26 protein-coding genes and 4 tRNA genes are annotated in these 26,157 nt (G+C 67.3%); 18 read left to right on the top strand and 12 right to left on the bottom strand.

Annotated elements, in window-relative coordinates; all coding sequences use genetic code 11:
* The first annotated feature begins 49 nt into the window (after positions 1 to 49).
* Positions 50 to 496, top strand: a complete 447-nt coding sequence (locus tag ACIG5A_RS39620; RefSeq protein ID WP_397249917.1) for a DUF6918 family protein — start codon at positions 50 to 52, stop codon at positions 494 to 496.
* 167 nt (positions 497 to 663) lie between these two features.
* Positions 664 to 2,307, top strand: coding sequence for a 2-succinyl-5-enolpyruvyl-6-hydroxy-3-cyclohexene-1-carboxylic-acid synthase (gene menD / locus ACIG5A_RS39615; protein WP_397249915.1), 1,644 nt, complete (start codon positions 664 to 666; stop codon positions 2,305 to 2,307).
* A gap of 122 nt (positions 2,308 to 2,429) precedes the next feature.
* On the opposite strand, the gene ACIG5A_RS39610 is transcribed toward menD, so the two are convergent.
* The 3 genes from ACIG5A_RS39610 to ACIG5A_RS39600 all read right to left on the bottom strand — a co-directional run bounded on the left by ACIG5A_RS39610 (position 2,430) and on the right by ACIG5A_RS39600 (position 3,829).
* Complete coding sequence (locus ACIG5A_RS39610) at positions 2,430 to 2,663, bottom strand: hypothetical protein (RefSeq protein ID WP_397249913.1); 234 nt, start codon at positions 2,661 to 2,663, stop codon at positions 2,430 to 2,432.
* A 120-nt stretch (positions 2,664 to 2,783) separates the two neighbouring features.
* The gene (locus tag ACIG5A_RS39605) at positions 2,784 to 3,020 is read right to left on the bottom strand and encodes a hypothetical protein (protein WP_397249911.1); all 237 of its coding nucleotides are present in this window, start codon (positions 3,018 to 3,020) and stop codon (positions 2,784 to 2,786) included.
* 173 nt (positions 3,021 to 3,193) lie between these two features.
* Positions 3,194 to 3,829 (bottom strand): TetR/AcrR family transcriptional regulator, encoded by a 636-nt coding sequence (locus ACIG5A_RS39600; RefSeq protein ID WP_397249909.1) that lies wholly within the window; start codon positions 3,827 to 3,829, stop codon positions 3,194 to 3,196.
* Between the two features lie 82 nt (positions 3,830 to 3,911).
* On the opposite strand from ACIG5A_RS39600, the gene ACIG5A_RS39595 reads away from it, so the two are divergent.
* A complete protein-coding gene (locus ACIG5A_RS39595) occupies positions 3,912 to 4,946 on the top strand; it encodes an aldo/keto reductase (RefSeq protein WP_397249907.1) in 1,035 nt (344 codons plus the stop codon).
* Positions 4,947 to 4,961: 15 nt separating this feature from the next.
* On the opposite strand, the gene ACIG5A_RS39590 is transcribed toward ACIG5A_RS39595, so the two are convergent.
* The 4 genes from ACIG5A_RS39590 to ACIG5A_RS39575 form a co-directional block, all read right to left on the bottom strand.
* Positions 4,962 to 9,170, bottom strand: coding sequence for a molybdopterin-dependent oxidoreductase (locus ACIG5A_RS39590; RefSeq protein WP_397249905.1), 4,209 nt, complete (start codon positions 9,168 to 9,170; stop codon positions 4,962 to 4,964).
* A 91-nt stretch (positions 9,171 to 9,261) separates the two neighbouring features.
* Positions 9,262 to 9,999, bottom strand: a complete 738-nt coding sequence (locus tag ACIG5A_RS39585; RefSeq protein ID WP_397250334.1) for a demethylmenaquinone methyltransferase — start codon at positions 9,997 to 9,999, stop codon at positions 9,262 to 9,264.
* Between the two features lie 30 nt (positions 10,000 to 10,029).
* Positions 10,030 to 11,172, bottom strand: a complete 1,143-nt coding sequence (locus tag ACIG5A_RS39580) for a glycosyltransferase family 4 protein (protein ID WP_397249903.1) — start codon at positions 11,170 to 11,172, stop codon at positions 10,030 to 10,032.
* A 100-nt stretch (positions 11,173 to 11,272) separates the two neighbouring features.
* The gene (locus tag ACIG5A_RS39575; RefSeq protein ID WP_397249901.1) at positions 11,273 to 11,725 is read right to left on the bottom strand and encodes a DUF3592 domain-containing protein; all 453 of its coding nucleotides are present in this window, start codon (positions 11,723 to 11,725) and stop codon (positions 11,273 to 11,275) included.
* Between the two features lie 40 nt (positions 11,726 to 11,765).
* Between ACIG5A_RS39575 and ACIG5A_RS39570 the strand changes: the two genes are divergently transcribed.
* On the top strand, positions 11,766 to 12,275 hold the full coding sequence (locus tag ACIG5A_RS39570) for a DUF2505 domain-containing protein (RefSeq protein WP_397249899.1): 510 nt from the start codon (positions 11,766 to 11,768) through the stop codon (positions 12,273 to 12,275).
* Positions 12,276 to 12,347: 72 nt separating this feature from the next.
* Here ACIG5A_RS39570 and ACIG5A_RS39565 read toward each other — a convergent pair whose 3' ends face one another.
* From ACIG5A_RS39565 to ACIG5A_RS39555, 3 genes are read right to left on the bottom strand one after another with little or no spacing between them, the layout of a single operon-like run.
* The gene (locus ACIG5A_RS39565) at positions 12,348 to 12,785 is read right to left on the bottom strand and encodes a VOC family protein (protein WP_397249897.1); all 438 of its coding nucleotides are present in this window, start codon (positions 12,783 to 12,785) and stop codon (positions 12,348 to 12,350) included.
* A 53-nt stretch (positions 12,786 to 12,838) separates the two neighbouring features.
* Positions 12,839 to 13,267 (bottom strand): helix-turn-helix transcriptional regulator, encoded by a 429-nt coding sequence (locus tag ACIG5A_RS39560; RefSeq protein WP_397249895.1) that lies wholly within the window; start codon positions 13,265 to 13,267, stop codon positions 12,839 to 12,841.
* 24 nt (positions 13,268 to 13,291) lie between these two features.
* Positions 13,292 to 14,560 (bottom strand): geranylgeranyl reductase family protein, encoded by a 1,269-nt coding sequence (locus tag ACIG5A_RS39555; RefSeq protein ID WP_397249893.1) that lies wholly within the window; start codon positions 14,558 to 14,560, stop codon positions 13,292 to 13,294.
* 194 nt (positions 14,561 to 14,754) lie between these two features.
* Between ACIG5A_RS39555 and ACIG5A_RS39550 the strand changes: the two genes are divergently transcribed.
* A complete protein-coding gene (locus tag ACIG5A_RS39550; protein ID WP_397249891.1) occupies positions 14,755 to 15,777 on the top strand; it encodes a polyprenyl synthetase family protein in 1,023 nt (340 codons plus the stop codon).
* Positions 15,778 to 15,861: 84 nt separating this feature from the next.
* Positions 15,862 to 16,743: a zinc metalloprotease HtpX gene (gene htpX / locus ACIG5A_RS39545; protein WP_397249889.1), complete on the top strand. Its 882-nt coding sequence runs from the start codon at positions 15,862 to 15,864 to the stop codon at positions 16,741 to 16,743.
* Between the two features lie 95 nt (positions 16,744 to 16,838).
* On the opposite strand, the gene ACIG5A_RS39540 is transcribed toward htpX, so the two are convergent.
* Positions 16,839 to 17,330, bottom strand: a complete 492-nt coding sequence (locus ACIG5A_RS39540; RefSeq protein WP_397249887.1) for a YajQ family cyclic di-GMP-binding protein — start codon at positions 17,328 to 17,330, stop codon at positions 16,839 to 16,841.
* A gap of 172 nt (positions 17,331 to 17,502) precedes the next feature.
* Between ACIG5A_RS39540 and ACIG5A_RS39535 the strand changes: the two genes are divergently transcribed.
* The 11 genes from ACIG5A_RS39535 to ACIG5A_RS39485 all read left to right on the top strand — a co-directional run bounded on the left by ACIG5A_RS39535 (position 17,503) and on the right by ACIG5A_RS39485 (position 23,425).
* Positions 17,503 to 17,585: transfer RNA gene (locus ACIG5A_RS39535), tRNA-Tyr, on the top strand.
* Between the two features lie 228 nt (positions 17,586 to 17,813).
* Positions 17,814 to 17,886: transfer RNA gene (locus ACIG5A_RS39530), tRNA-Thr, on the top strand.
* A gap of 90 nt (positions 17,887 to 17,976) precedes the next feature.
* Positions 17,977 to 18,052, top strand: a tRNA-Met gene (locus tag ACIG5A_RS39525).
* A gap of 43 nt (positions 18,053 to 18,095) precedes the next feature.
* A complete protein-coding gene (gene rpmG, locus ACIG5A_RS39520; protein ID WP_011211653.1) occupies positions 18,096 to 18,266 on the top strand; it encodes a 50S ribosomal protein L33 in 171 nt (56 codons plus the stop codon).
* A gap of 187 nt (positions 18,267 to 18,453) precedes the next feature.
* Entirely contained in the window at positions 18,454 to 19,527 is a 1,074-nt protein-coding gene (locus ACIG5A_RS39515) for a fused (3R)-hydroxyacyl-ACP dehydratase subunits HadA/HadB (RefSeq protein WP_397250331.1), read from the top strand.
* A gap of 329 nt (positions 19,528 to 19,856) precedes the next feature.
* A tRNA-Trp gene (locus ACIG5A_RS39510) sits at positions 19,857 to 19,929 on the top strand.
* Positions 19,930 to 19,994: 65 nt separating this feature from the next.
* Positions 19,995 to 20,390 (top strand): preprotein translocase subunit SecE, encoded by a 396-nt coding sequence (gene secE / locus ACIG5A_RS39505; protein WP_397249885.1) that lies wholly within the window; start codon positions 19,995 to 19,997, stop codon positions 20,388 to 20,390.
* Positions 20,391 to 20,529: 139 nt separating this feature from the next.
* Positions 20,530 to 21,327 (top strand): transcription termination/antitermination protein NusG, encoded by a 798-nt coding sequence (gene nusG / locus ACIG5A_RS39500; RefSeq protein ID WP_397250329.1) that lies wholly within the window; start codon positions 20,530 to 20,532, stop codon positions 21,325 to 21,327.
* 154 nt (positions 21,328 to 21,481) lie between these two features.
* Entirely contained in the window at positions 21,482 to 21,916 is a 435-nt protein-coding gene (rplK, locus tag ACIG5A_RS39495) for a 50S ribosomal protein L11 (RefSeq protein ID WP_397249883.1), read from the top strand.
* A 110-nt stretch (positions 21,917 to 22,026) separates the two neighbouring features.
* Positions 22,027 to 22,740, top strand: coding sequence for a 50S ribosomal protein L1 (rplA, locus tag ACIG5A_RS39490; protein WP_397249881.1), 714 nt, complete (start codon positions 22,027 to 22,029; stop codon positions 22,738 to 22,740).
* Between the two features lie 151 nt (positions 22,741 to 22,891).
* Positions 22,892 to 23,425, top strand: a complete 534-nt coding sequence (locus ACIG5A_RS39485; RefSeq protein WP_397249879.1) for an NADPH-dependent FMN reductase — start codon at positions 22,892 to 22,894, stop codon at positions 23,423 to 23,425.
* 85 nt (positions 23,426 to 23,510) lie between these two features.
* On the opposite strand, the gene ACIG5A_RS39480 is transcribed toward ACIG5A_RS39485, so the two are convergent.
* The gene (locus ACIG5A_RS39480; RefSeq protein WP_397249877.1) at positions 23,511 to 25,148 is read right to left on the bottom strand and encodes an MFS transporter; all 1,638 of its coding nucleotides are present in this window, start codon (positions 25,146 to 25,148) and stop codon (positions 23,511 to 23,513) included.
* 437 nt (positions 25,149 to 25,585) lie between these two features.
* Between ACIG5A_RS39480 and rplJ the strand changes: the two genes are divergently transcribed.
* A complete protein-coding gene (gene rplJ / locus ACIG5A_RS39475) occupies positions 25,586 to 26,146 on the top strand; it encodes a 50S ribosomal protein L10 (protein WP_397249875.1) in 561 nt (186 codons plus the stop codon).
* Positions 26,147 to 26,157: the final 11 nt, after the last annotated feature.

Here is a 26,157-nt window from a genome sequence, read left to right as displayed (position 1 = left end):
TATAGTTGCGGCTGCTCGTTCATCGAAACCGATCCGGAGGAACCTGAAAGTGGTTGCAGCACTGTCTGAATCCCTGCTCGACGACGCCAAGCGTAAGGCATTCCTTAGCGATGCCGTCGAGGTTCTGGATGCCGAGGTCTCGGACAAGGGTGGTGCGTCCGGCCTGGCAGTGAAGGGTGGCTACGCGGCGGTCAAGAAGATCAGCCCGTCCATCGTGCCCGATGGGCTGGAGTCGTTGGCGCCCAAGCTGGTCGAGAAGCTGGAGCCGTTCTGGCAGGAATACGCGGCGTCCGGATCGGGCAAGTTCGCCGATCTGCTGACCGCCAAGTCCGATGAGGTTGCCGAGGCGCTGCTCGCGGTCACCGATGCCCGTGCGGACGCGTCGACCCGGCCCGCACTGAAGAAGGTCTACTCCTCCATGCGCTCCTCGGCCAAGAAGCACGTCATCGAGGCGCTGCCGCGCGTCGGCGACCTGGTACAGCGGCACGCGGGCTGATAAGCACGCATCATGCACGTCTAGCGCGTCGCACATCGGAAGGCCTTGGGCAGTTGGACCATTCGACGTGCGACGCGCTGTGTCTCCGGCTCGACTTCTGGGGGACGACCGGCCACTGTGAGCAGGGTGACGAAGACGGCGACCATACTGTCTGAGAGGCTGGAGGCGTGAACCCGTCTACAGCACAAGCGCAGGTCGTCGTCGACGAGCTCGCGCGCGGGGGTGTGCGTGATGTCGTCCTCTGCCCTGGATCACGCAACGCGCCGCTGGCTTTCGCCCTGCAGGCCGCCGATGCGGCGGGCAAGCTGCGCCTCCACATGCGCATCGATGAACGGACCGCGGGATTTCTCGCCATCGGCCTCGCGGTAGCGAGCCGGCTTCCGGTACCGGTCGTGATGACCTCAGGCACCGCCGTGGCCAACCTGGGCCCCGCGGTGCTCGAGGCGAACTACGCGCGGGTGCCGCTGGTGGTGCTCAGCGCCAACCGGCCCTACGAAATGCTCGGCTCCGGCGCCAATCAGACCGTCGAGCAGTTCGGCCTGTTCGGCAGCCAGGTTCGCGCGACCATCAGCCTCGGACTTGCCGAGCAGGAACCGGAATCCGACGACTGCGCGGCCTACGGACACCAGAACAGCCAGTGGCGCTCGGCCGTCTGCCGGGTACTCGCCGCGGCGCGCGGCACCCGCTCCGGCAATGCGGGCCCGGTGCATTTCGATATCCCGCTGCGGGAACCGCTCGTCCCCGATCTGGCGCCGAACGAGTTCGCACCCGCCGGGCGCGCCGAGGACGAAGCGTGGACGCTCACCCAGTACGCCACGCTCGACGTGCCGCTCGATCTCGATCTCACCCCCGACACCGTGGTCATCTCCGGCCACGGCGCCGGCCTGCGACCGGAACTGGCCGAGCTGCCGACCGTCGCGGAACCCACCGCGCCCATGCACGGTCCCGCGCTGCATCCGCTCGCGCTGCCGCTGCTGAAACCGCGCCAGGCCATCATCACCGGGCGCCCGACCCTGCACCGCCAGGTGTCCCGTGTGCTCGCCGACCCCGAGGTCAGGGTGTTCGCGCTGACCACGGGCCCGCGCTGGCCCGACGTCTCCGGCAACGTGCTCGGCACCGGCACCCGCGCGGTGACCACCGGCGCACCGCGTCCGGAGTGGCTCGCGCACTGTCGTGAGCTCGACGCGAAGGCGAACCAGGTGGTGCGCGACGAGCTCGCCCGGCATCCGAAGCCGACCGGCATGCATGTCGCGGCCGTGGTGATGGACGCGCTGCGCGAGGGCGATCAGCTGCTGCTCGGCGCGTCGAATCCGGTGCGCGACGCCGCGCTGGTCTCGTGTCCGAAACCCGGTGTGCGCGTGCTGTCCAACCGCGGGGTCGCCGGTATCGACGGCACCGTGTCCTCCGCCGTCGGCGCCGCACTGCACCATCAGGGCCGCACCATCGCGCTGATCGGCGACCTGACCTTCCTGCACGATGCCTCCGGCCTGCTCATCGGCCGCGGCGAACCACGCCCCGCCGACCTCACCATCGTGGTCGCCAACGACGACGGCGGCGGCATCTTCGAACTGCTCGAGCAGGGCGATCCGCAGTACGCGGGCGTCTTCGAGCGCGTCTTCGGCACACCGCACGGCATGGACCTCGCCGCCCTCTGCGCCGCCTACCGCATCCCGCACCGCCAGGTGAACCCGGACGAACTCGCCATCGAACTCACCGGCAACGCCCACGGCATGCGCGTCCTGGAGGTCGCGACGGAACGCTCGAGCCTGCGCGAACTGCACGCCACGGTGCGCGCGAAAATCGCCCCCTGAATTCAGCAGGCTACTGGCGGGTCTCGTAATCGAACCCGAGATGGTCGCTGCCGAAACGCAGGGCCGCCGGGATCGAGACCATCGGGTTTCGGCAGCCCAAAGATGTTGTCGTACTGTGCGAGTCAGTAGCTGGGGGATGGGTCGCGTTCGTCGTCCAGCGGGACCGGTATCGACTGTTCGACGATATCGGCCGGGTCGGCGGTGAAGGCGTCGCGGTCGATGGCGGCCGACAGTTCCGCTTCGGTGTTCTCGTCGTCGGAACCGGTGGGATCCTCCGGGTATGCCGGGATGGACTGCTCGACGTAGTCCGCCTCCGGAACCGCGTCCATGGTGCGGGTTGTGCTGCGATCGATCATCGTGCTCGCTCCTCTCCGCGTTGACCTCCTCGGTGGGTACCCCACTTCGGCGTGGACAGTCCACTTGATTCGAGGATGCGCCGCGGCGCGCGACGGGGCAACCCGACCGGTCGCCCGAATTCATTCGTCGCTCAGTGGCCCCGCCCCGTTCGCCGGATGCTCCACCAGCGCCAGCGTGCGCCCCGCCATGAACCGCGCGGTACGCACCGGCGTGCCGTTGCGCGTCACCTCGCTGACTTCGACCACTCCGCGCGCGATGCGCACATCTACTCGCCGCCCCGCACGGGTTGCGACAATGTCGTAACTGCGAGACCCGTCGCCGAAGTCGACGACAATCTCGACTCGATCGCCCTTCATCTACCAATTCTCCTCTTTTCCAGGGCTTTTCGCTGTCACAACATGGTCGCGACGGGCCCGTTCGGGCGGCGTCGCGCGGACTGTGCCAGCGCGTGAGAACCGCCCGCATGCGTTCGGGAAACGACAGGGGATAGCGCATCGGTCGATGTACGGCCGAGTAGCCCCGCAGCGGATCAACCTGCCGTCCTCGATTCCGGGGTTGTGACGAATGTTCCTGCGGTGATGGCGTTTACGGCGGCCTGGGCGGCGGTGTCGGCGGCGGTGTCATCGATGGGGTCACCGCTGGCCAGCAGGCGGTAGTAGAGGGGGGCGGAGACGGCTGCGATGGCGGCGCGCGCGTCGGTGTTCGGCGGCGCTTCGCCCCGCTTGATGGCGGCTTCGATGCAGGCGGCCCATTCGGTGAGGCGGATGTCGTAGAAGCGGCGCAGCGCTGTCGCGGCGGAGTCGTCACAGGTGGCGGCGGAGATGACGGCCTGGAAGAGGCGGCCCTGGCGTGGATCGGTGAGCGTCTTGGCGACCAGGCGGGCGTTCGCGGTGAGATCGCCGAGCAATGAGCCGGTGTCGGCGTGCGGCAGTGACTGTTCGGCCATATCGGTCAGCAGGTCGGTGACCAGTCCGGTGGGGGTGCGCCAGCGGCGGTAGACGGTGGTCTTGCCGACCTCGGCCTTGGCGGCGACCTCGGCCAGATCGAGGTGCGCGAAACCGCGTTCGGCGAGCAGATCGCCCGCGGCCCGCAGGACGGATTCGCGAACGCGAGCGGTGCGCCCGCCAGGGCGAACCGAGCCGGGGGTGCTGACTTCGTCAGTCATAACGGAACTCCAGTTTCATTTATGGCGCGACAGGTGTAGGGTTCGACGTGTTAACGGAACTATAGACCCTTTAGGAGTCATCATGGAGTACCGGCGGCTCGGCGCATCAGGTCTGCTCGTCCCGGCCCTCAGCTTCGGCGCGGGCACCTTCGGTGGGCGTGGTGAGCTGTTCAGCGCGTGGGGCGACACCGATGCCGACCAGGCGCGGCGGCTTGTCGACATCAGCCTGGAGGCGGGCGTCAGCATGTTCGACACGGCCGATGTCTATTCCGACGGCGCCTCCGAGGAGGTGCTCGGCGCGGCCATCAAGGGGCGCCGCGATCAGGTGCTGCTGTCCACCAAGGCGGGCCTGCCCACCGGTCCCGGCGCCGGCGAGCTCGGTGCGGGCCGGGCCAGGCTGATCGGTGCGGTGGAGGCCTCGCTGCGCAGGCTCGGCGTCGACCACATCGACCTGTTCCAGCTGCACGCCTTCGACGCGCGCACACCGGTCGAGGAAACCCTTGCCGCACTGCACGATCTGGTGCGCGCGGGCAAGATCCGCTACCTCGGCGCCTCCAACTTCGCCGGCTGGCAGCTGATGAAATCCCTTGCCGCGGCGGACAAGAACGGCCTCACCCGCTACGTCGCGCACCAGGTGTACTACTCGCTGGTCGGCCGCGACTACGAGTGGGAGCTGATGCCGCTCGGCCAGGATCAGGGCGTCGGCGCGGTGGTGTGGAGCCCGCTCGGCTGGGGCAGGCTGACCGGCAAGATCCGGCGCGGGCAGCCGCTGCCGGACGGCAGCAGGCTGCACCAGACCGCGCAGGCCGGGCCGCCGGTCGACGACGAGCGCCTCTACGGCGTGGTCGACGTACTGGACGACATCGCCGCGGAGACAGGCAAGACCGTCCCGCAGATCGCGCTCAACTGGCTGCTGCGGCGGCCGACCGTGTCCACGGTCATCGTCGGCGCGCGCAACGAGGAGCAGCTGCGGCAGAACCTCGGTGCGATCGGCTGGCAGCTCGACGCCGAGCAGATCGCCCGCCTGGACAAGGCCAGCGCGGCGACCCCGCCGTACCCCTACTACCCGTACTACCGCATGCCCGACTTCGCCCGGCTGAATCCGCCTGCGGTGTGAGGTCTGCGGGCCTTGTCAGTACACGTCGCGGACGTAGCGCTTCTCCGCGACGAGCTGCTTCTTGAAGGCGAGCGCACCCACCTCGTCGAGCTTGCCGTGGATCCGCGCGATGGAGAGCAGGGTCTCGTCGACATCCTTGGCCATGCGCGCGGCGTCGCCGCACACATAGAGGTGGGCGCCGTCCTTCAGCCAGGACCACAGCTCCGCGCCGTGCTCGATCATCCTGTGCTGCACGTAGATCCGCTCGCGCTGGTCGCGGGAGAAGGCGAGATCGAGCCGGGTGAGGAAGCCGGAGCGGAACATGTCCTCCAATTCGGCGCGGTAGTAGAAGTTCTTGGCCGCGTGCTGATCACCGAAGAACAGCCAGTTACGGCCGGTGGCGCCTAGTGCGCGCCGCTCGTGCAGGAAGCCGCGGAACGGCGCGATGCCGGTACCGGGACCGACCATGATCATCGGCGTCGTCGGGTCGACCGGCGGCCGGAAGTGCGGTGCCCGCTGCAGGAAGATCGGCACCGTGCCGCCGGGTTCGGTCGCGCCGACCCGATCGGCGAGGTAGGTCGAGCACACGCCGCCGCGGCGCGTCGCCGCGTCCCCGTAGCGCACCACGCCGACCGTCAGCTGCACCTCGTCGGGATTGACCAGCGGGCTCGACGAAATCGAATACTGGCGCGGCTGCAGCTTTTTGAGCGTGCCCAGCCAGTCGACCAGATCGGCGCGCACCGGGAAATCGCGGAGCAGGTCGACGGCCTGACGGTCCCACAGGTAGTTGTCGAGCTCGATGCGGTTGTCGCGGCGCAGCAGCTTGGCGAGCTGGTTGCTCGGATTGCGGTCGGCGATGAACCCGAGCAGATCGGGGCTGATCTTGGTGATGTCGTAGCGGGTGCGCAGCGCCTCGGCCAGCGTCAGCTCCCGGTCGTCGAGTTCGACGATGCGGCGACCCTCCAGGCCGGTCACCGCCAGCCATTCGGTGACCAGCTCGGCGCCGTTGGCAGGCCACACGCCGAGCGAATCGCCGACCTCGTAGCTCGCTTCCGTGCCGCCGAGGTGGAATCCGAACTGCCGCACCTCCTTCGAGGATCCGGGCAGCGACAGGATCTCGTTGCGGACCAGCGACGCCGACAGCGGCGCGCTGCGGGTGAACGACGCGGGCGCGGCCTGTCGCCGCCCCGGTGCGGGCGCGGCGGCACGGGTCATGGTGCTGGAGTTGGCGATCCGCACCGTGCGCGGGGCCGGGCCGTCGAGCTGCGGTGCGGGCGGAGCCGAATCCGCTTGCGGTGCACCGGAATCACCCGCACCGTTCAGTGCGGCAAGTACGTCGTCGAGCCAGCGTGCCGCCGGTTCCTCGTAATCGGGTTCGCTGTCCACCCGGGGCAGCAGTCTGGTCGCCCCGCAGGCGGCGAGCTTCTCGTCGAGCTTGCGGCCGTGCCCGCAGAAATCGTCATAGGAGGAGTCGCCTAGCGCGAACACCGCGTAGCGCAATTGCGAGAGCCGGATGGCGCTGTCGCTCAGGCGGTCCCAGAAGTCCGACCCGTTGTCCGGTGCGCCGCCGTCGCCGAAGGTGCTGCTGATCACCAGCACATCGCCGGACAGCTCGTCGAGCGAACACGAATCCATATCGAGCAGTCGTGGGGTGAAACCGGATTCGGCGAGCCGCCCGCCCGCGGTGGCCGCGAACTCCTCCGCGTTGCCGGTCTGCGACGCCCACAGCACGGTGACCGGCCGCTCGGGCGCTGCTTCCTGCTGTCCCGTCGCGGTTGTCGTCCCACGCGAGTACATGCCTGCGAGCAGGCCGTCGATCCAGAGCCTGCTGCGCGGCGACATCGGCGCGGTGTCGGGCAGCACCGGCTGACCGATCACCGAAACCGCCTGCAGCGCGGACAGATACCCGCTCAGGTAGATTCGCTCGCTCTCCGACAGCGTCGGTGTGGTTGCCGCGTCCAGGCCGAGCATGACCGCCAGCGGATGCCGCGGCGGCTCCGCGGTCTCGGTGGCGGTGGACGCCTCGGGGGTGACGGGCGCTTCCGGCATGGTGGCGACCCGGCGCAGCGATACCGCGCACACCTTGAACTCCGGCTGTAGCGAGAAGGGATCCACCGCGTCGTTGGTGACCGCGTTGATGGTCAGATACTCGCCCTGTTCGTCGTTCCAGTGGAACGGCGCGAAGCAATTACCGGGGCGCACCCGATCGCTGATCGACACCGGAAGTACGGCGCGGCCACGGCGCGAGGCGATTTCGAGCTGATCACCGGCGCCGATCCCGAGCCGCTCGGCATCGGCGGGATGCACCTCGACGAACGGCCGGCCGTTCAGCTTGGTGAGCTTGTCGATCTTGCCCGTCTTGGTCATCGTGTGCCACTGATGCTGCAGCCTGCCGGTATTGAGCACGAACGGGTAGTCGTCGTCGGGCAGCTCGTTCGGCGCCAGGTGCGGCCGCGGCCAGAACACCGCCTTGCGGCTCGGCGTAGCGAAGGCGAGCGGCGGGCGATGCCCTTCCTCGTCGACGAACAGCGACTGGCTGACCCCGTCGTTGTGATACCGCATCGGGTTTCGCCGCCGGGTGGCATCCGCGCACGGCCACTGCATCGGCCCCTCGCGCAGCGCTTCGTAACTCATCCCGCGCAGGTCGTAGCCGGTGGCCGGATTGGCGAACCGCGTGATCTCCTCGAAAACCTCGGCGCTGGAGCCGAACTGGAAGCCGTCGAACCCCATCGCCGTGGCCACCTGCGCGATGAGCAGCCAATCGGGGCGCGCGTCGCCGACCGGATCGACCGAACGCCGTAGCAGGGTGACGTTGCGCTCCGAATTCACCATGGTGGCATCGGCTTCGGCCCACAGCGTGGCGGGCAGCATGATGTCGGCGTAGGCGTTGGTCGCGGTCTCGGTGTAGGTGTCCTGGGTGATCACCAGCTCGGCCGCCTCGAGGCCCGCGATCACGGTCTTCCGATTGGACACCGACGCAACGGGATTGGTGCAGATGATCCAGGCCGCCCTGATCCGCGCCTCGGCCATCTCGCGGAACATCTCGATGGTGCCGGGCCCGGCCTCGCTGCGAATGCTGCCCGGCTCGATGCCCCACGCCGTTTCGACGAAGGTGCGGTCGTCGGGGGAGAGCACGGTGCGCTGGCCCGGCAGGCCCGGTCCCATGTAACCCATTTCGCGCCCGCCCATGGCATTGGGCTGGCCGGTCAGCGAGAACGGGCCACTGCCGCGACGGCTGATGGCCCCGGTGGCCAGGTGCAGATTGCAGATCGCGTTGGTGCTCCAGGTGCCGTGGGTGGACTGGTTCAGCCCCATCGTCCACAGCGTCATCCATTCGCCCGCCTCGCCGATCCAGCGCGCGGCGGTACGGATATCGGCCTCGGCCAGCCCGGTGACCTCGGCCACCCGATCCGGGGTGTAGTCGGCGAGGAATTCGGGCATCGCGTCCCAGCCCTCGGTGTGCTCGGCGATGAAGTCCTTGTCGATATCACCGTTGGCGAGCAGCAGGTGCAGCAGCCCGTTCAGCAGCGCGAGGTCGGTGCCCGGCGTGATCTGCAAGAAGAGATCGGCCCGTGCGGCGGTGTCGGTGCGCCGCGGATCGACGACGATCAGCTTCGCGCCCGCCTTCAGCCGATCGGCCATCCGCAAGAACAGGATCGGATGACAGTCGGCCATATTCGAGCCGACCACCAGGAACAGATCGGCGTGCTCGAAGTCGTCGTAGGAGCCGGGCGGTCCGTCCGCGCCGAGCGACTGCTTGTAGCCGGTGCCCGCGCTGGCCATGCACAGCCGTGAATTCGACTCGATATGCAACGTGCGCAGGTAGCCCTTGGCGAGTTTGGTCGCCAGGTACTGCGCCTCCAGTGACATCTGCCCGGAGACGTACAGCGCGATCGCGTCGGGCCCGTGTTCATCGAGGATGGCGCGCAGTCGCCGCGCCGCCTCGCGGACCGCCTCGTCCACCGGGACCGGCAGCGGCACCTGGTCGCGCTCCGGGCGCAGATACGCCGTCTCCATCCGGCCCGGTGTGCGCATCAACTCCAGGTGGGTGGCGCCCTTGGTGCACAGCCTGCCCGCGTTGGCCGGATGCAGTTTGTCGCCGCTGACCTTGGCGATCACCGGCGCGCCGGTATCGTCGCGCCGGGTTTGCACGGTGATGCCGCAGCCCACTCCGCAGTACGAGCACGCTGTTCGAGCGTCACCCGTGCCGAGGTCCGAGGCTGTATCCGACATGTCACCGATCATGGCCAACCTCGGTTGCGCCGGATTTACCCGACGTTATCGCCAAGTGACAATTTTCCTCACCGCGCGCGGCGGCGGCGGTGAGGAAGTGTGATCAGCCCAGCTTGTAGCCGCGATGCAGCGCCACGACGCCGCCGGTGAGGTTGCGCCACTTCACCGACGACCAGCCCGCATCGGCGATCCGCATCGCGAGCTGGCGCTGGTTCGGCCACGCGCGGACGGATTCGGCCAGGTAGACGTAGGCATCGGGGTTGCTGCTGACCGCGCGCGCCACCTTGGGCAGCGCCTTCATCAGGTACTCCATGTAGACGGTGCGGAACACCGGGATGATCGGCGTGGAGAACTCCGCGATCACCATGCGCCCGCCCGGCTTGGTGACGCGCAGCATCTCGCGTAGCGCCTGATCGGTGTCGGAGATGTTGCGCAGGCCATAGGAGATGGTCACCGCGTCGAAGGAGTCGTCGGCGAACGGCAGGTTGGTGGCGTCGGCCGCCACCATCGGCACCTCGCGGAACTTGCCGGCGGCGAGCATGCCCTTGGAGAAATCGGCCGCGAGGCACCATGCGCCGGACTTCGCCAGATCCAGGGTGGACACCCCGGTGCCGGCCGCGAGATCGAGCACCCGCTCACCCGGGCGCGGCGCGACCGCCTTGTGCACCGCCCAGCGCCAGTACCGGTCCTGCCCGGCGGAGATCACGGTGTTGGTCAGGTCGTATCGCTTGGCGACACCGTCGAACATCGACGCGACCTCGTGCGGTTGCTTGTCCAGCGAGGCACGGACCGATTGCGTTTTAGCCACGTACTCGACCCTAACGCGGGACGGCCTGCTCATCGGCGTGGCACTGGACACGACGCGCGAAAGTCAGGCGGTATGTGGCAATCGCAACTGGGTGCCGGTGACGTCGGCGTAGTGGCCCATGAGCTCGGTGCAGATGGCGGGCCAGGTGCGGTGCAGCACGGATTTGCGGGCAGCGCCCGCGAATTTGGCGCGCAGCGCCGGATCGCGCAGTGCCGCAACCGCGCTCGGCAGCAGTTCGGTGAAGCGGTCCACCGGCAGCAGATATCCGTTGCGGCAGTGCGCGATCAGGTCGCGCGGGCCGCCCGCGTCGGGACCGATCACCGGGATGCCCGCGGACAGCGCCTCCTGCACGCCCTGGCAGAACGTCTCGTGCTCGCCGGGATGCACCATCACGTCCAGGCTCGCGTAGGCCTGTGCGAGCTCGGCGCCGCCCAGTTCGCCGGTGAAGACCGCACCGGACAGCAGCCGGGTCAGCCGCGCCCGCTCCGGCCCGTCGCCGACGATCACCAGCTGGACGTCCGGATCCGCGGCCAGCACCGCGAGCCGCTCGACGTGCTTTTCCGGCGCGAGCCTCCCGACGAAGCCGACGAGTAGTCGATCGTGGCCGCCGAGCCAGGATGCGCGGAGCTCCTCGCGCCGGGCCGAGGGGCTGAAGCGCGCGATGTCCACCCCGCGCGCCCACCGGTGCACCCGCGGAATACCGTGCCGCGCAAGATCTTCGGCGGCCGCGCTGGACGGCGCGAGCGTCCTGGTCGCGCCCTCGTGGATCCGGCGCGTCCAGCCCCATGCCGCGCGGCTGGCCAGGCCGAGCCCGTAGCTCTTGGCGAAGCCGGCCACATCGGTCTGATAGACCGCGACCGACGGTAGATCGAGCCGCAGCGCGGCGCCCAGCCCGCCCGCGCCGAGCAGGAACGGCGAGGCCAGATGCACCACATCGGCGTCGAATTCGTCGATGGCCGCGGTGATGCCCGGCTGCGGCAGCCCCACCGGCAGCGAACTGATCTTCGGCACCATCATCGCGGGTACCCGGTGCACCGGGAATCGGCCGTGCCAGCGTGGCGCGGGCGGTACCCCGCGCAGGGTGTCCGGCGCGACGATCATGGCGTCGTGGCCGTGCTGGTCCAGGTGGTCCAACACCCGCAGGACGGAGTTGACCACGCCGTTCATGTTCGGCAGGAACGACTCCGCGACGATCGCTACACGCACGATCTCAGACTGACCGCCGCAGCGCGCCGCCCTTCGACACCGACGTGACGCCGACGGAAAGTTCCGGCGAACTGTCGGGGCCGCTCGGTTCTGATCCGGCTCAGTCCTCGTCCGGCGTGCGCCTGCCGACCCGGATCAGGATCCACCACGCGGGCAGCGCCAGCGCCCAGCTCACCGCGATCACCGAGAGCGCGGGCGGTATCGCGACGCGCACGTCGCGCCCGGCCACCCGCACCAGGTCGGGATCGCTGCGCGAATACTCCACGTTGATCCGCTCACCGGCGGTCAGATTGGTCGGATACAGCACGCCGACCTTCGGATTGTGGTTGACGCCGTCGGGCGTCACATAGCTGACCGCCGAACGCAGCCGTCCCGCCGAGAGCACCTCGGCCGTCGCGACACCCTTGTCCGAGCTGATCAGATAGTCGTTGCGCCAGGCCGCGAGCACCAGCAGCACCATGAGGACGCTGACCACGGCGGCGGCCGTGATGACGCCGATCCTGGCCCGCCTCAGGCGGTTCGACCGCCTTTCCGACTGGCTGGTTTCCGACACCGCACAAGGCTACTCGGCGGCTCCGCTACCGTGTGCGCCCATGTCCCGAAAATTCAGCTTCACCGTGCCCTACTCCGTCCCGGTAGAAGAGCTTCACCGGGCAGTTACCAACGAGGCGCTCTGGCAGGCCCGTTTCGCGGAAGCCGCGACGGCGACGCTGGAGTTGTCGCATCCGGACGGCGACAGCACCATCCGCATTCATATGACCGAAAAGGCAAGTGAGGACAAGGTTCCCAGCGTGGTGAGCAAGGTGCTCAAGAGCCCGCTGGTACTCGAACGTACCGACGACTGGGGCGTGCTCGACGGCGAGATCGCCAAGGGCAGCTTCGCGGGCGCGACGACGGGGATCACCACCGAGATGTCGGGCACCTACGAGATGCGCTCGACCGCGGAGGGCTCCGAGATCGAGGTGGTCGGCACCGTCGAGGTCAAGGTGCCGGTGGTCGGCGGCGCCATCGAGCCGCTCGCCGAGCAGCTGCACCACCGGGTGCTCAAGAGCGAGCAGAAGTTCATCGAGGAGTGGTTCGCCAACCAGGCGGACGCGGTCTGACCGTCGCCTCCCGTGCCCTGGCGCCCGCCGGGGCACGGGAGGTGCTGCTCCGCGTGCTCAGGCAATGCGTGCTCAGGCGAAGTCCTCCGGCGAGTAGTCCTTCGGCTCCACCAGCACCAGCCAGTTGCCCGAGCAGTCGCGGATGATCGCCTCGGTGCCGTACGGGCGCTCGGCGGGCGGCTGAATGAATTCCACGCCCTTGGCGGTCAGCTCCTCGAACGTCTTCTGGCAGTTCTCGGTCTTCAGCCCCAGCGCGCCGTGGGTGCCGTTGGCCATCGAACGGCGGATCGCCTCCGCCAGATTGTCGTCCAGCGGCGGCCCGGGCACCATCAGGGTCACCTCCAGCTCCATGTGCTGCGGATGCGCGACGGTCACCCAGCGGAATCCGTTGTCGCCCATGGTGATATCGCCGGTCTCCACGAAACCCAGCTTGTCGGTGTACCACCGCTTGGCCTCGTCCTGATCGGTGCAGTACACCGTGACCAGGGAAACATTCGTAATGGTTGTCATGCGTCAAGGCTATGGCGCGGCCTCCGGCGCGGGCTTCTCCGAAATTGCGCGGTTCAGTCGACCGGCTTGCGATCGGACAGCCCGTGCATGAAGACGTAGCAGCCGGGGATGCGCGGGGCGCCGTCGGCGAATTCGGCCTGGTACTCCGACGGGGTCACCCCGACGAGCTGGCGGAATTTACTGCTGAACGAGCCGAGGCTGCTGTAGCCGACCAGCATGCAGACCTCGGTGACCGTCAGGTTGGTCGACCGAAGCAGATCCTGAGCCCGTTCGATCCGCCGCTGCGCCAGATACGCGGCGGGCGTCACCCCGTACACGGCCGCGAACGCGCGCAGGAAGTGGTACTTGGAAATGCCCGCGGCGCGGGCGAGCTCATCGAGATCCAGCGGCTCGGCGTAGTTCCGATCCGCGTGATCGCGCGCCCGCCGCAGGTAGACCAGCAGATACAGCGGCGGCAACCCGCGTGGCGCCTGGTCGCCCATAGGTCCTCAACCTACGCGCAGGGATCAGGTGAAGGGCTGGAGTTCGTCGAACCGCATCGAGGCGCGGCCCGCGGTCCGCCAGGCGCGCGCGGTGATATCCAGATCCTCGTCCGTGACGAGATTGCCCATCACGCGAACGGCGGTGCGCTGCAGGTACTTCGACCGCATCACCGGCGGCCCGCCGGTCGGCACCATGCGCGGATGGGTGGCGAGCCCGGCGATGCGGCGGGCCACCGAGAAGGTCCGCCCGTAGCGTGCGCGCAGCAGTTCCGGCCAGATCCTGGTGAGATCCGGCTCGTCGAGCAGATCGGCGAGCATGTGCCCGCCCTCGAGGCCGTAGTCGATGCCCTCGCCGTTCAGCGGGTTCACGCACCCGGCGGCGTCACCGATCAGCACCCAGTTGCGGCCCGCCACATTCGACACCGCGCCACCCATCGGCAGCAGCGCCGACGCGACGGCGCGCAGCTCGCCCTCGAACTCCCACTCGTCGAAGCGCAGCGAAGTGTAGTGCTGCAGTAGCGGTTTCAGCGCGATGTGGGAGGGGCGGCGTTCGGTGGCCAGCGAACCGACGCCGATGTTGACCTCGCCGTTGCCCAGCGGGAACACCCAGCCGTAGCCGGGCACCAGTTCGCCGTCGGCATCGCGCAGCTCCAGATGTGAGCTGATCCATTGGTCGTCGCTGCGCCCCGACTTGATGTAGGCGCGGGCCGCGGTCCCGTACGCGTACCGGCGATGCCAGGTGCGGCCGAGGAGTTTGCCGATCGGGGAGCGCACGCCGTCGGCGACCACCAGCGTCCGGCATGCGATGGAGCTCGTGCCGTCGCCGGTCTGCACCGTCACACCGGTGACGCGGTCGCCCTCGCGCGTGATATCCACCACTTTGGTGCCGTCGAGCATGGTCGCACCCGATTTAACCGCGGTTTCGCGGAGCTTGTCGTCGAGTTCGGTTCGGGGGACGGCGCTTCCGTAGGTCGGGAAGGAACCGCCCGGCCACGGCAGCAGCGCCTCGCGCCCGAAACCGGCCATCCGCAGGCCGTGATTGACCGTATGCGCGCGCAGCCACTCGCCGAGTCCGAGGTGTTCGAGCTCCTTGGTCGCGCGCGGGGTCAGCCCATCACCGCAGGTCTTGTCGCGTGGGAACACGGCAGAGTCGATCAGCAGCACCTCGCGGCCCGCGCGCGCGGCCCATGCCGCCGCGGCGGATCCGGCCGGACCCGCACCGACCACGAGCACCTCGGTGCGTACGGGCGTGCCCCCGTCGTTGCCCTCGGGTGTGACATCCGGTGAACCCATGCGCTCAATACTTGCAGGGCAGCCCAGTTGGTGTCGAAGGCGGTTCAGTCACGCGCAGGTAGGCGCGCGAAAGCGGCATACCCTGGTGTGCGAAAGTGTCTGATACACCGCATAGTGACGGTGTTCATGGGCCCGCGGACGGGGACACGCTAGGTTCTCTATACGTGGGGTCGGACGCATCGCTGGGAGAAGAGATGAGCACATCGGCTGTGGACGAACAGAGCACGGTGGTGGCCGGGGTCGATCTCGGTGACACCGAGCTCGCCTCGACGGTGCGCCTCGGCCTGGAGCAGGTCGAGCAGCTCCTGATCGACGAGTTGTCCGACGGCGAGCTCTTCCTGCAGGAGGCGGCGCTACATCTGGCCAAGGCGGGCGGCAAGCGGTTCCGTCCGCTGTTCACCATTCTCACCGGCCAGCTCGGTCCGCGCCCGACCGATCCGGCGCTGATCACCGCGGGCACCGTGGTGGAGCTGGTGCATCTGGCCACCCTGTACCACGACGACGTGATGGACGAGGCGTCCATGCGCCGCGGCGCACCGAGCGTGAATTCGCGCTGGGGCAACAACATCGCCATCCTCGCGGGCGATTACCTGTTCGCGCACGCCTCCCGGCTCACCTCGACGCTCGGCCCCGACGCGGTGCGCATCATCGCCGAGACCTTCGCCGAGCTGGTCACCGGCCAGATGCGAGAAACCATGGGCGCCCGCGAATCTCAGGATCCGGTGGAGCACTACCTGCGCGTGGTGTGGGAGAAGACCGGTTCGCTGATCGCGGCCTCCGGGCGCTTCGGCGGCACCTTCTCCGGCGCCGACAACGATCACGTCGAGCGGCTCGCCCGCCTCGGCGACGCGGTCGGCACCGCCTTCCAGATCTCCGACGACATCATCGACATCTCCTCGGCCGCCGAGCAGTCGGGCAAGACGCCGGGTACCGACCTGCGCGAGGGCGTGCACACCCTGCCGGTCCTGTACGCGCTGCGCGACGAGGGCTCCGAGGGCGACCGCCTGCGCAAGCTGCTCGCCAACCCGCTGCAGTCCGACGCCGAGGTCGAAGAGGCGCTCGAACTGCTCGCCCATTCCCGCGGCATGGTGCTGGCCAAGGAGAAGCTGCACGGCTACGCCGACCTCGCCCACGCCGAGCTGTCCGCCCTCCCCGCGGGCCCGGCCAACGAGGCGCTGGAGCGGCTGGTCCGCTACACCATCGAACGCGTCGGCTGAGGTACACCGGAACTTTGCCCGTGCCACCTATCGTTTGTCTGGTGTAAGGCACTCAACGGATGGGGTAGTGGGCGAGGAGACTGGATGCACGGGCATGGGTATGCGAACGGTCTGAAGACGTTCGGGCTGATGGTGGGTCTGTCGGCGTTGATCGTGTTCGCCGGTGCGATGTTCCGCAGCCCGATGATCCTCGGTTTCGCCATCCTGCTCGCGCTCGGCATGAACGCGTACGCGTACTTCAACAGCGACAAGATCGCGTTGAAGGCGATGCACGCCCAGCCGGTCAGCGAGCTGGAGGCGCCGGTCATCTACCGGATCGTGCGCGAGCTGGCGACCACGGCCAGGCAGCCGATGCCCCGGCTCTACATCAGCCCGACGAACGCACCGAACGCCTTCGCCACCGGCCGCAGCCCGCGCCATGCCGCGGTGTGCTGTACCAGCGGTATCCTGCAGATCCTCGACGAGCGGGAACTGCGCGCGGTGCTCGGGCACGAGCTGTCGCACGTCTACAACCGCGACATCCTGATCTCCTCGATCGCCGGCGCGCTGGCCGCGGTCATCTCCGGCCTGGCCAACCTGGCCTTCTTCGCGTCCATGTTCGGCGGCAACCGCAACGGTGATGGCCCCAACATGTTCGGCGTGCTGCTCGTCTCGCTACTCGGCCCGATCGCGGCCTCGCTGATCAAGCTCGCCGTCTCCCGCTCGCGGGAGTACCAGGCCGATCAGTCCGGCGCCGAATTGACCGGTGACCCTTTGGCTTTGGCCTCGGCACTGCGCAAACTGGAGCGCGGCGTACAGGCCGCTCCGCTGCCCCCTGAGCCGCAATTGACCGCCCAGTCGCACCTGATGATCGCCAACCCGTTCCGCGCGGGCGAGCGGGCCGCGCGGTGGTTCTCCACCCATCCGCCGATGGCCGAGCGCATCGCCCGCCTCGAAGAGATGGCGGGCGGTCCACGGACCCACTGAGGTCGAATATGCGCTGGGGTCGAATATGCGCTAGGGGTGAATTCGACCGTCCCGCAGGCGAATCGGCGATCCGACTCGCCTGCGCGGGCGACGGCCTACCGGTAGTTGACGAACTGCAGTGCGATACCGAAGTCCTCGCCCTTGAGCAGCGAGATCACCGCCTGCAGATCGTCGCGCTTCTTGCTGCTCACCCGCAGCTCCTCGCCCTGGATCTGCGCCTTGACACCCTTGGGGCCCTCATCGCGGATCTTCTTGGAGATCTTCTTCGCGTGCTCGGTATCGATGCCCTGCACCAGCGTGCCGGTGATCTTGTAGAGCTTGCCCGATGCCTGCGGCTCGCCCGCGTCGAATGCCTTCAGCGAGATATCGCGGCGAATCAGCTTCTCCTTGAACACATCCAGCGCCGCCTTCACGCGCTCCTCGGCCTCGGCCGTCAGCACGATCTTGTCCTCGCCGGACCATTCGATGGTCGCGCCGACGCCGCGGAAGTCGTAGCGGGTGTTCAGCTCCTTCTCCGCCTGATGCAGTGCGTTGTCGACCTCCTGACGGTCGACCTTGCTCACCACATCGAAAGACGAATCGGCCACACTTCGCTCCTGTCCTGACGGTCCTGCCCGGGGCGCGTACGCCGGTGATCCCCGGCCTTCGTCAGTTCTACCCCGAAGCCATGACGTTAGCCGCCCGGCAGGGCCGATAGCCAGCCGGTTTGCATTGGGGGTGCAGGTTCGTTGTATTCTGCTTCCGCGCCGAAAGCGCGACGGCAGATTGCCCGAGCGGCCAATGGGAGCGGACTGTAAATCCGTCGGCGAAAGCCTACGTAGGTTCGAATCCTACATCTGCCACCGAAACCCCCGTCGATCACGATCGGCGGGGGTTTTCGCTTGCCGCACTCCTTCTCACGCCACTTCGGCGCCCCTCGTTGTCCCTTGCCGCTGCCCCGTGCCGCGAATGTCTCGTGGAAACCGGCGCTGAGCAGCCGGTTTGGTGGTGTGGCCGTTGAGTGTGTAACCTCGTTCAAGGCTTCGGCGCTCCGGGTTAGAGAGATCAACACTCGGTGCGAAGGTAGCCATGCCCCCTTAGCTCAGTCGGCAGAGCGTTTCCATGGTAAGGAAAAGGTCAACGGTTCGATTCCGTTAGGGGGCTCGCCGGATTGCCGGTGGTGACCGACTCGGCATCGCTATCATGTCCACGGACGTGGGGCTGGGCGCGTCATCAAGGCAATGCGACGCCCGTGGCGGTGTAGCTCAGTCGGTAGAGCAAACGACTCATAATCGTTGTGTCGCCGGTTCAAGTCCGGCCATCGCTACCAAAGAACCGATCAGACCATCTGGTTGACCGAAAGAAGGAATGTCGTGGCCGCGAAGTCCACCGATGTCCGGCCAAAGATCACCTTGGCCTGCGAGCAGTGCAAGCACCGCAACTACATCACCAAGAAGAACCGGCGCAATGACCCGGATCGGCTGGAACTGAAGAAGTTCTGCCCGAACTGTGGCACGCACCGGGCGCATCGCGAATCCCGCTAGACCCACCACGCGCGATACTGCCGCGTGGTTGGGAGCCGGGACGCTGATCTCGGTTTACCTCGGATCGTGATTCCGCGAGGGCCGGACGTTTGTCCGGCCCTGACGCATTTCACGGGTACGAGGTGCGGTGGTGCGTGCTCCGCCGACTCCGTTGCGGGGTCAGATAGGTACAGTCCTCCACGTGACAATCAACACCGGTATTGACGAAGCGGTCCAGACGGGCGAAGCGGAAGCATTCGACCCGGCGGCGCACGCGGCGGCCATGGTCGGTCACCACTACCGCGTCGACGACTATTACGAAGTCGGCCGCGAAAAGGTCCGCGAATACGCCCGCGCCGTGCAGGACTACCACCCGGTGCACTGGGACGAGGATCTGGCGCAGGAATTCGGCTACGACGGCCTGCTCGCCCCGCTCACCTTCATCTCGCTCGTCGGAATTCTGGCCCAGCGCAAGCTCTTCGAGCAGATCGTCACGGGCTACGACCTGAGCCAGATCATGCAGACCGATCAGATCCTGGAATTCCACCGGCCGATCAAGGTCGGCGATCAGCTGGTCTGCGATGTCTACCTGCACTCGTTCCGGCAGGCATTCGGCGGCGACATCATCGTCACCAAGAACATCGTCACCGCGCAGAACGACGAGCTGGTGCTCACCACCTACACCACGCTCATCGGCCGCAGCGGCGGCGATATCGACCCGAACCTCAACGACGCGGTGCGCAACGTGCTCATGCACGGCATCGGCGAAGAGGCGCCGAGTCATCATCCGCGCACTTTGCGGCCAGGGGCCGTGCCGCCCGAGCCGGTGACCAGCCTGCCCGAGGTGGCGCCGAGCAAGCACGCGCTGAACTTCGAGGACGTATCGGTCGGCGACGAACTGCCGCCGCGCAGCGTCCGGCTGACCCGTGGCGATCTGGTGAACTACGCCGGTGTTTCCGGCGACGCCAACCCGATCCACTGGAGCGACGAGGTGATCAAACTCGTCGGCCTGGACAACGTGGTCGCGCACGGCATGCTCACCATGGGCCTCGGTGGCGGATTCGTCACGTCCTGGCTCGGCGATCCCGGTGCGGTCAAGGAGTACAACGTCCGGTTCACCAGCCCGGTCTATGTCGGCACCGACGAGGCGGCCGAGATCGAGTACACCGGTAAGGTGAAGTCGGTGGATCCGGAGACGCGGACCGCGGTCGTCGCCATCGTGGCGAAGTCGGCGGGGCGCAAGATCTTCGGGCGCGCGACGGCGACGGTGCAACTGGCCTGATCGGTCAGGGCCGGAGGCGGGGGCCTGCGTGGCCACGCAGGCCCCCGATCAGGCCGAATATGCACAGCCTGAGCTGGTCGGGTGACCCTGATTGGCGAATGCCGAGGGCGGTAACGTACACTCGGAAATCTGGGGTCACCAGCCGCTGCGCGCTGCTCTACGGGGCTGGTTCCAGGTGGTAGCGCAAGCTGTCGCCAACGGGGCCGGTTACCGCCGGAGTAGCGCGCGTGTTGTGTGACACCGGCGCACCGGACAGAAATGTCCAGTGCGACAACTGAATATCGAACAGTGGTTGGATGGCACGATCGGTTCACCGAATGTCCAACCGAAGGGGCGTAGCTCAACTGGCAGAGCAGCGGTCTCCAAAACCGCAGGTTGCAGGTTCAAGTCCTGTCGCCCCTGCCTTCCGTAGCGATTGCTTGCAGGTCGCTCGAAAGGGCCAGCATGCCATCGACGAAAGGATCGACGTGAGTGACGAGCGGGAATCTCGCCACGGCGCGGCCGATGAAGGCGAAGGCACCGCCGCAGTGAGTCGGCCGAGCGGCAAGCGTTCCGCTCGGCGTGGCCGTAATGCGTCGCCCTCGGACACCGGCTCGATCGCCACGCTCGATCGGCCGGCGTCATCGCAGAAGGCAGACAAGACCACCGGCAAGGCCAAGCGCACCGGAACGGCTAATCCGTTCAAGCGCCTGATCACCTTCCTGCGTCAGGTTGTCGCGGAACTGCGCAAGGTGATCTGGCCGAACCGGAAGCAGATGGTCACCTATACGAGCGTTGTGCTGGTGTTCGTGATCTTCATGGTCGCGTTCATCAGCGGGTTGGATGTGGCGTTCATCAAGGGTGTCAACTGGTTGTTCGGCTGAGCCGAGACAACACGCCGGTGCCGGCCGCCCGCGACCGATGGCAGGTCGGCCGATTCCGGGGCGGACGTGCGGAGTTGTTCCGCCGCGCCCGGCCAGGCAGCAGAGGATGTACGTGACGACACAGGAAGCGAGTGCCCCAGTGAGCACCCCGGAGAACGACACAAACGACGAGTTCCCGGTCGACGACACCGTGGTGGATGCCACCGAGTCCGTCGAGGATGCCGCGACCGCTGACGACGCCGCTGACGAAGACGAACTGGCCGCCGACGAGGCCGAACTCGTCGACGCCACCCCGATCGATGCCGAGCCGGCCGATCCGGTCGCCGAGATGAAGGCAGCGCTGCGGCGCGCCCCCGGTGACTGGTACGTGATCCACTCCTACGCCGGGTACGAGAACAAGGTGAAGGCCAACCTCGAGACCCGCGTGCAGAACCTGGACCTCGAGGAGTACATCTTCCAGGTCGAGGTGCCGACCGAAGAGGTCACCGAGATCAAGAACGGCCAGCGCAAGCACGTCAACCGCAAGGTGCTGCCCGGCTACATCCTGGTCCGCATGGAGCTCAACGACGAGTCGTGGGGCGCGGTGCGCAACACCCCCGGTGTCACCGGTTTCGTCGGCGCCACCTCCCGGCCGTCGCCGCTTTCCATCGACGACGTGGTGAAGTTCCTGGTCCCGGCCGCGCAGCAGCAGAAGAAGCCGGCCGCCGAGGCTGCCGCCAGCGGTGCGCAGACCGCCACCGATGTGGCGCCGAAGCCCGTCATCGAGGTCGACTTCGAGGTCGGCGAGTCGGTGACCGTGATGGACGGCCCGTTCGCGACGCTGCCCGCCAGCATCTCCGAGGTCAACGCCGAACAGCAGAAGCTGAAGGTGCTGGTGTCGATCTTCGGCCGCGAGACTCCGGTCGAGCTGGCGTTCACCCAGGTCGCCAAGATCTAGTCGGACGGGGCCCGCTGTACAGCGTGGCCCCGCCTTCGTATGACGGGACCCGCTCGCTTGCCGAGATCGCGGTCCCGGTAAGGTATGCGGGTTGCTTTGCCGCGCCCGCCTAAGGCTTACGGCAACCGTAAGGAACCGAAACCAAGGAAGAAAGATGCCCCCCAAGAAGAAGAAGCTCGCCGGGATCATCAAGCTGCAGATCCAGGCCGGCCAGGCGAACCCGGCCCCTCCGGTCGGCCCCGCGCTCGGTCAGCACGGCGTCAACATCATGGAGTTCTGCAAGGCGTACAACGCCGCGACCGAGTCGCAGCGTGGCAACGTCATTCCGGTCGAGATCTCGGTGTACGAGGACCGGTCGTTCGACTTCAAGCTGAAGACCCCGCCCGCCGCTCGGCTGCTGCTCAAGGCTGCCGGTGTGCAGAAGGGTTCGGCCGAGCCGCACCGCGTGAAGGTCGCGAAGGTCACCATGGACCAGGTCCGTGAGATCGCCAAGACCAAGCAGGAAGACCTGAACGCCAACGACATCGAGCAGGCCGCGAAGATCATCGCAGGTACCGCGCGGTCGATGGGTATCACCGTCGAGGGCTGAGCGCAGCGAAGCCCGCATTGAACACAGTGGGCTGAGTCCGCTTGTTCCAGTGGGAGGGCCGGCCAGGCCCGATAACCACTTCTGAACCAGACATTTAAGGACAGAGAATCATGGCAAAACGAAGCAAGGCGTATCTCGCCGCGGCCGAGAAGGTCGATCGCACGAAGCTCTACTCCCCGCTGGCCGCCGCGCGCCTGGCGAAGGAGACCGCCACCGCCAAGACCGACGCGACCGTCGAGGTCGCCGTTCGTCTCGGTGTGGATCCCCGCAAGGCCGACCAGATGGTCCGCGGCACGGTCAACCTGCCGCACGGCACCGGTAAGACCGCCCGCGTCATCGTGTTCGCGGTCGGCGACAAGGCCGCCGAGGCCGAGGCCGCCGGTGCGGACGCCGTCGGCGCCGAGGACCTGATCGAGCGGATCCAGGGCGGCTGGCTGGACTTCGACGCCGCGATCGCCACCCCGGACCAGATGGCCAAGGTCGGCCGGATCGCGCGTGTCCTCGGCCCGCGCGGCCTGATGCCGAACCCGAAGACGGGCACGGTCACCCCCGATGTGACCAAGGCCGTCAACGACATCAAGGGCGGCAAGATCAACTTCCGCGTCGACAAGCAGGCCAACCTGCACTTCGTCATCGGCAAGGCGTCCTTCGACGACGCCAAGCTGGTGGAGAACTACGGCGCCGCGCTGGACGAGATCCTGCGTGTGAAGCCGTCGACCGCCAAGGGCCGCTACGTCAAGAAGGTGACGGTCTCGACGAACACCGGACCGGGCATCCCGGTGGACCCGAACCGCACCCGCAACCTCCTCGACGAGGATGCGTAGCAACTGCTTGCAGGTCGCTCGAAACGATCAGCGTAAGTAGCACCCGGCTTTTCGGAAGCTGAACAACACCGCAAGGGCGGGAACGCGAATCGCGTTCCCGCCCTTCGGCGTTCTCCGGACTAATTCGGTATCGGCGGTCGTTGGCCTGAGGGTGACCGTTGTCTTGCTGATTTCCGGTAGTACCCGCGCCGCGTCGACCAATTCCGCCGCGTTGCGCACCGTGCAGGCGATCGCCCCGGAGGGCATCGAAACCGCCTGGTACGACGGGCTGCCCGAGCTGCCCGCTTTCAGTCCCGATGACGACGGCACCGGACATCCGTCGGTACTCGCACTGCGCGAACAACTTTCACGCGCCGACGCCGTACTCCTGTGCACTCCCGAATACGCGGGCACCCTGCCAGGCAGCTTCAAGAACCTCCTGGACTGGACCGTCGGCACCGCCCACCTCTACGAAAAGCCGACGACCTGGATCAATGTCGGCGCCCCCGGCCGCGGCGAAGGCGCGGACGCCACCCTGGCACTGGTACTCGGCTACGTCGGCGCGCACGTGGAACCGACCGGCCGGGCCAAACTCACCGTGGCCCGCGACGCCGTCGGCGAAGACGGCCTCGTCACCGATCCCGAATTCCACACAGCCGCACTGGAAGTACTGACCCGCCTCGTACACCACGCGACGCACCAATAGCGGCCCCCCGATCCGGAGCCGCGCTATCGCGGCCGACTCGCCGCCGAGCGCAGTCGAATGGCCCGGTGCGCTCGACGGACTTCGGCTACCTCGGAAGGTGCTGGTTCGCTGAATTCGGGTCCGGTTGTGCGGATTTGCGCCAGCCGAGGAGGACGGACTCGCCCTCTTGGACGCCCCACGGCAGGAAGATCGCGATGATCGCGGCGCATACGACGACCGCGCCCGCGGCGACCAGCGATGCGGTGTGTGAACCCTGGAGTGCTGCGGTTTTCATTGCGGTGATGAGGTTTTCGCGTTGCTGGTCGAGGAAGGGGACCAGCTGGCGGTTGCGCATCTCCAGCACGCTGAGCGGGCTGGCCTTGACCAGGCTTTTCTCGTTGTCGTTCATCAATCCCGCTGGGACGGCATCGATGCGTGGCGCGATCCTGGTCGTGTAATAGGACGCGACGATGGAACCGAGCACGGCGACACCGAGGGTGCCGCCGATTTCGCGGGTGGTGTCGTTGACCGCGGATCCGGCGCCCGCCTCGTCCAAAGGCAATGCCCCCATGATGGATTCGGTAGCGGGACCCTGCACGATCGCGACACCGAGCGCCATGGACACCATCGAGGGCAGCACATCGGTGAGATAGGGACTGTCCACGGTCACCTGGCCGCCGAGGTACAGGCCGAGCCCCATCACCAGCAGGCCGGTCACGATGACCGGCGTCGTGCCGAACCGCTGGGCCATCAGCGTGGCGATCGGCGCACCGAGGCCGACCGAGAACGCGAACGGCAGTGAGGCGATGCCGAATTCGAGTGGCGTGTACTCGCGCACCCCCTGGAAGTACTGCGTGATCAGGAAGAGGAAGCCGAACATCGAGAAGTAGCCGACGGCGATCGCCAAGGCGGGCATCGAGAATCGCCGATTACGGAACAGTGTCATATCGAGAATCGGTGCGCTGGTGCGCAATTCCCACACGATGAAGGCGGCCAGCAGCGCCGCGCCGAGCGCGCCCGCGGCGAGGGTGGTCACCGACAGCCAGCCGTAGCGCGGCGCCTCGATGATGGCCCAGACCAGCAGCGTGATGCCGGAAATGGAGAGCACGATGCCAAGCGGATCGAGCTTGCCGACCTGTGTCGCGCGGGATTCCGGCACCCATTTCAGGGTGGCGGCCAGCGCGATCGCCGCCACCGGCACGTTGATCCAGAAGACCGAATGCCAGGAGAACTGCTCCAGCAGCCAGCCGCCGGAGATCGGGCCGATGGCGATGGCGAATCCGGCGATCGCGGTCCACGCCGCGATGGCCAGTGCGCGCTCGCGTTTGTCGGTGAAGATGTTGATGATCAGCGCCAGGGTGGCGGGGAAGACCGCGGCGGCGAAGACGCCCATCGCGGCGCGGGCGGCGATGACCTGGCCCATGGATTCCGACAGCGCGCCCGCGATCGACATGACGGCGACGCCGACCAGGCCGATCATCATCACGAGCCTGCGTCCGTAGCGGTCGCCGAGGTTACCGAAGGCCAGCAGCAGCCCGGCGAAAGTCAGGGTGAACGCGTCCACGACCCACTGCAGGCTGCTGATATCGGCGGTCAGCTGCACGCCGATGGACGGCAGTGCCACATTCACGAGGGTGTTGTCGAGCATGACCAGCAATTCGGCCAGGCAGATCGCGGCGAGGGCGATATAGCGCTGGGCGGGTCGCTCCAGCAGCACCGGTGGATCGACTATGGAGGTTGCCATACTTCAGCAGTCTGACAGTAAATGTCACCCTTGGTAACACCTGAGGAGAGCGACCTCGGCCACATTCGCCCCAGAAAGTGATCCAGCACACAACGACTCGGCCGCGCAAAGGGCCCGATCAGGTCCCGATGGACCCCGTTTTGGCAGATGGGGACCCGTGCAGGTACTGTGGTGCCAAGTAATCGACTCGTTCGATAACTACCCAATCCGTTCTACCGAAGACCGTTGGTCGCTGTGCCCGTGAGGGTGCGGTCGAAGGTCCGGCGATATTGCCGGCGGCCCACGCAGGGAGAGCCGAGGTCGGGGAATTGATTCGGCAAGTCCGAGTCCATGATTCCTGTGCGCCCCGGAACGCTCTGCGTTCGGGGCGTTTGCTTTGCTGGCCCCTGGAATTCGGCAGTTCGATACGAACCGACCATCCAGAGAGGAGGCGAAGTATGGCAAAACCCGAAAAGGTCACCGCGGTTGCGGAGATCACGGAGCAGTTCAAGAGCTCGACGGCCACTGTTGTCACGGAATACCGTGGCCTGTCGGTCGGCAAGATCACCGAGCTGCGTCGTGCGCTCGGCGCGGACGCCACCTACTCCGTCGCCAAGAACACCCTGGTCAAGCGCGCTGCCGCCGAGGCTGGCGTCGAAGGCCTGGATGACTTGTTCGTCGGTCCGACCGCGATCACCTTCATCAAGGGTGAGCCGGTCGACGCCGCGAAGGCGCTCAAGGCTTTCGCCAAGGACAACAAGGCGCTGATCATCAAGGGCGGCTACATGGACGGCGTCGCGCTGTCCGTGTCCGAAGTTGAGCGGATCGCCGACCTGGAGTCCCGCGAGGTCCTGCTGGCCAAGCTGGCCGGCGCGATGAAGGCCAACCTGTCGAAGGCCGCTGCGACGTTCGCCGCGCCCGCGACCAAGATGGCCCGCCTGCTCGTCGCCCTGGAGGAGAAGCAGCGCTCCGGCGCCGCAGCCGCTCCGGCCGACGCCGCTCCGGCCGACGCCGAATAAGTCACCCACAC

This window comes from Nocardia sp. NPDC052566 (assembly GCF_044547285.1).
In the GTDB taxonomy this organism is placed as follows: domain Bacteria; phylum Actinomycetota; class Actinomycetes; order Mycobacteriales; family Mycobacteriaceae; genus Nocardia.
Note: the sequence above shows the minus strand (reverse complement) of the source record. Positions and strands in the feature narration are given on the sequence as shown.

Excerpts from the sequence above, each read along its gene's own strand:
- ACIG5A_RS39560 (WP_397249895.1), bottom strand. The coding sequence starts at position 13,267 with ATGGGCGACCAGGCGCCACGCGGGTTGCCGCCGCTGTATCTGCTGGTC.
- ACIG5A_RS39565 (WP_397249897.1), bottom strand. The coding sequence starts at position 12,785 with ATGACAACCATTACGAATGTTTCCCTGGTCACGGTGTACTGCACCGAT.
- rplK (WP_397249883.1), top strand. The coding sequence starts at position 21,482 with ATGCCCCCCAAGAAGAAGAAGCTCGCCGGGATCATCAAGCTGCAGATC.
- ACIG5A_RS39480 (WP_397249877.1), bottom strand. The coding sequence starts at position 25,148 with ATGGCAACCTCCATAGTCGATCCACCGGTGCTGCTGGAGCGACCCGCC.
- ACIG5A_RS39585 (WP_397250334.1), bottom strand. The coding sequence starts at position 9,999 with ATGAGCAGGCCGTCCCGCGTTAGGGTCGAGTACGTGGCTAAAACGCAA.
- ACIG5A_RS39605 (WP_397249911.1), bottom strand. The coding sequence starts at position 3,020 with ATGAAGGGCGATCGAGTCGAGATTGTCGTCGACTTCGGCGACGGGTCT.
- htpX (WP_397249889.1), top strand. The coding sequence starts at position 15,862 with ATGCACGGGCATGGGTATGCGAACGGTCTGAAGACGTTCGGGCTGATG.
- ACIG5A_RS39590 (WP_397249905.1), bottom strand. The coding sequence starts at position 9,170 with ATGATCGGTGACATGTCGGATACAGCCTCGGACCTCGGCACGGGTGAC.
- ACIG5A_RS39595 (WP_397249907.1), top strand. The coding sequence starts at position 3,912 with ATGGAGTACCGGCGGCTCGGCGCATCAGGTCTGCTCGTCCCGGCCCTC.
- rplA (WP_397249881.1), top strand. The coding sequence starts at position 22,027 with ATGGCAAAACGAAGCAAGGCGTATCTCGCCGCGGCCGAGAAGGTCGAT.
- ACIG5A_RS39550 (WP_397249891.1), top strand. The coding sequence starts at position 14,755 with ATGAGCACATCGGCTGTGGACGAACAGAGCACGGTGGTGGCCGGGGTC.
- ACIG5A_RS39600 (WP_397249909.1), bottom strand. The coding sequence starts at position 3,829 with ATGACTGACGAAGTCAGCACCCCCGGCTCGGTTCGCCCTGGCGGGCGC.
- rplJ (WP_397249875.1), top strand. The coding sequence starts at position 25,586 with ATGGCAAAACCCGAAAAGGTCACCGCGGTTGCGGAGATCACGGAGCAG.
- ACIG5A_RS39555 (WP_397249893.1), bottom strand. The coding sequence starts at position 14,560 with ATGGGTTCACCGGATGTCACACCCGAGGGCAACGACGGGGGCACGCCC.
- ACIG5A_RS39610 (WP_397249913.1), bottom strand. The coding sequence starts at position 2,663 with ATGATCGATCGCAGCACAACCCGCACCATGGACGCGGTTCCGGAGGCG.
- ACIG5A_RS39570 (WP_397249899.1), top strand. The coding sequence starts at position 11,766 with ATGTCCCGAAAATTCAGCTTCACCGTGCCCTACTCCGTCCCGGTAGAA.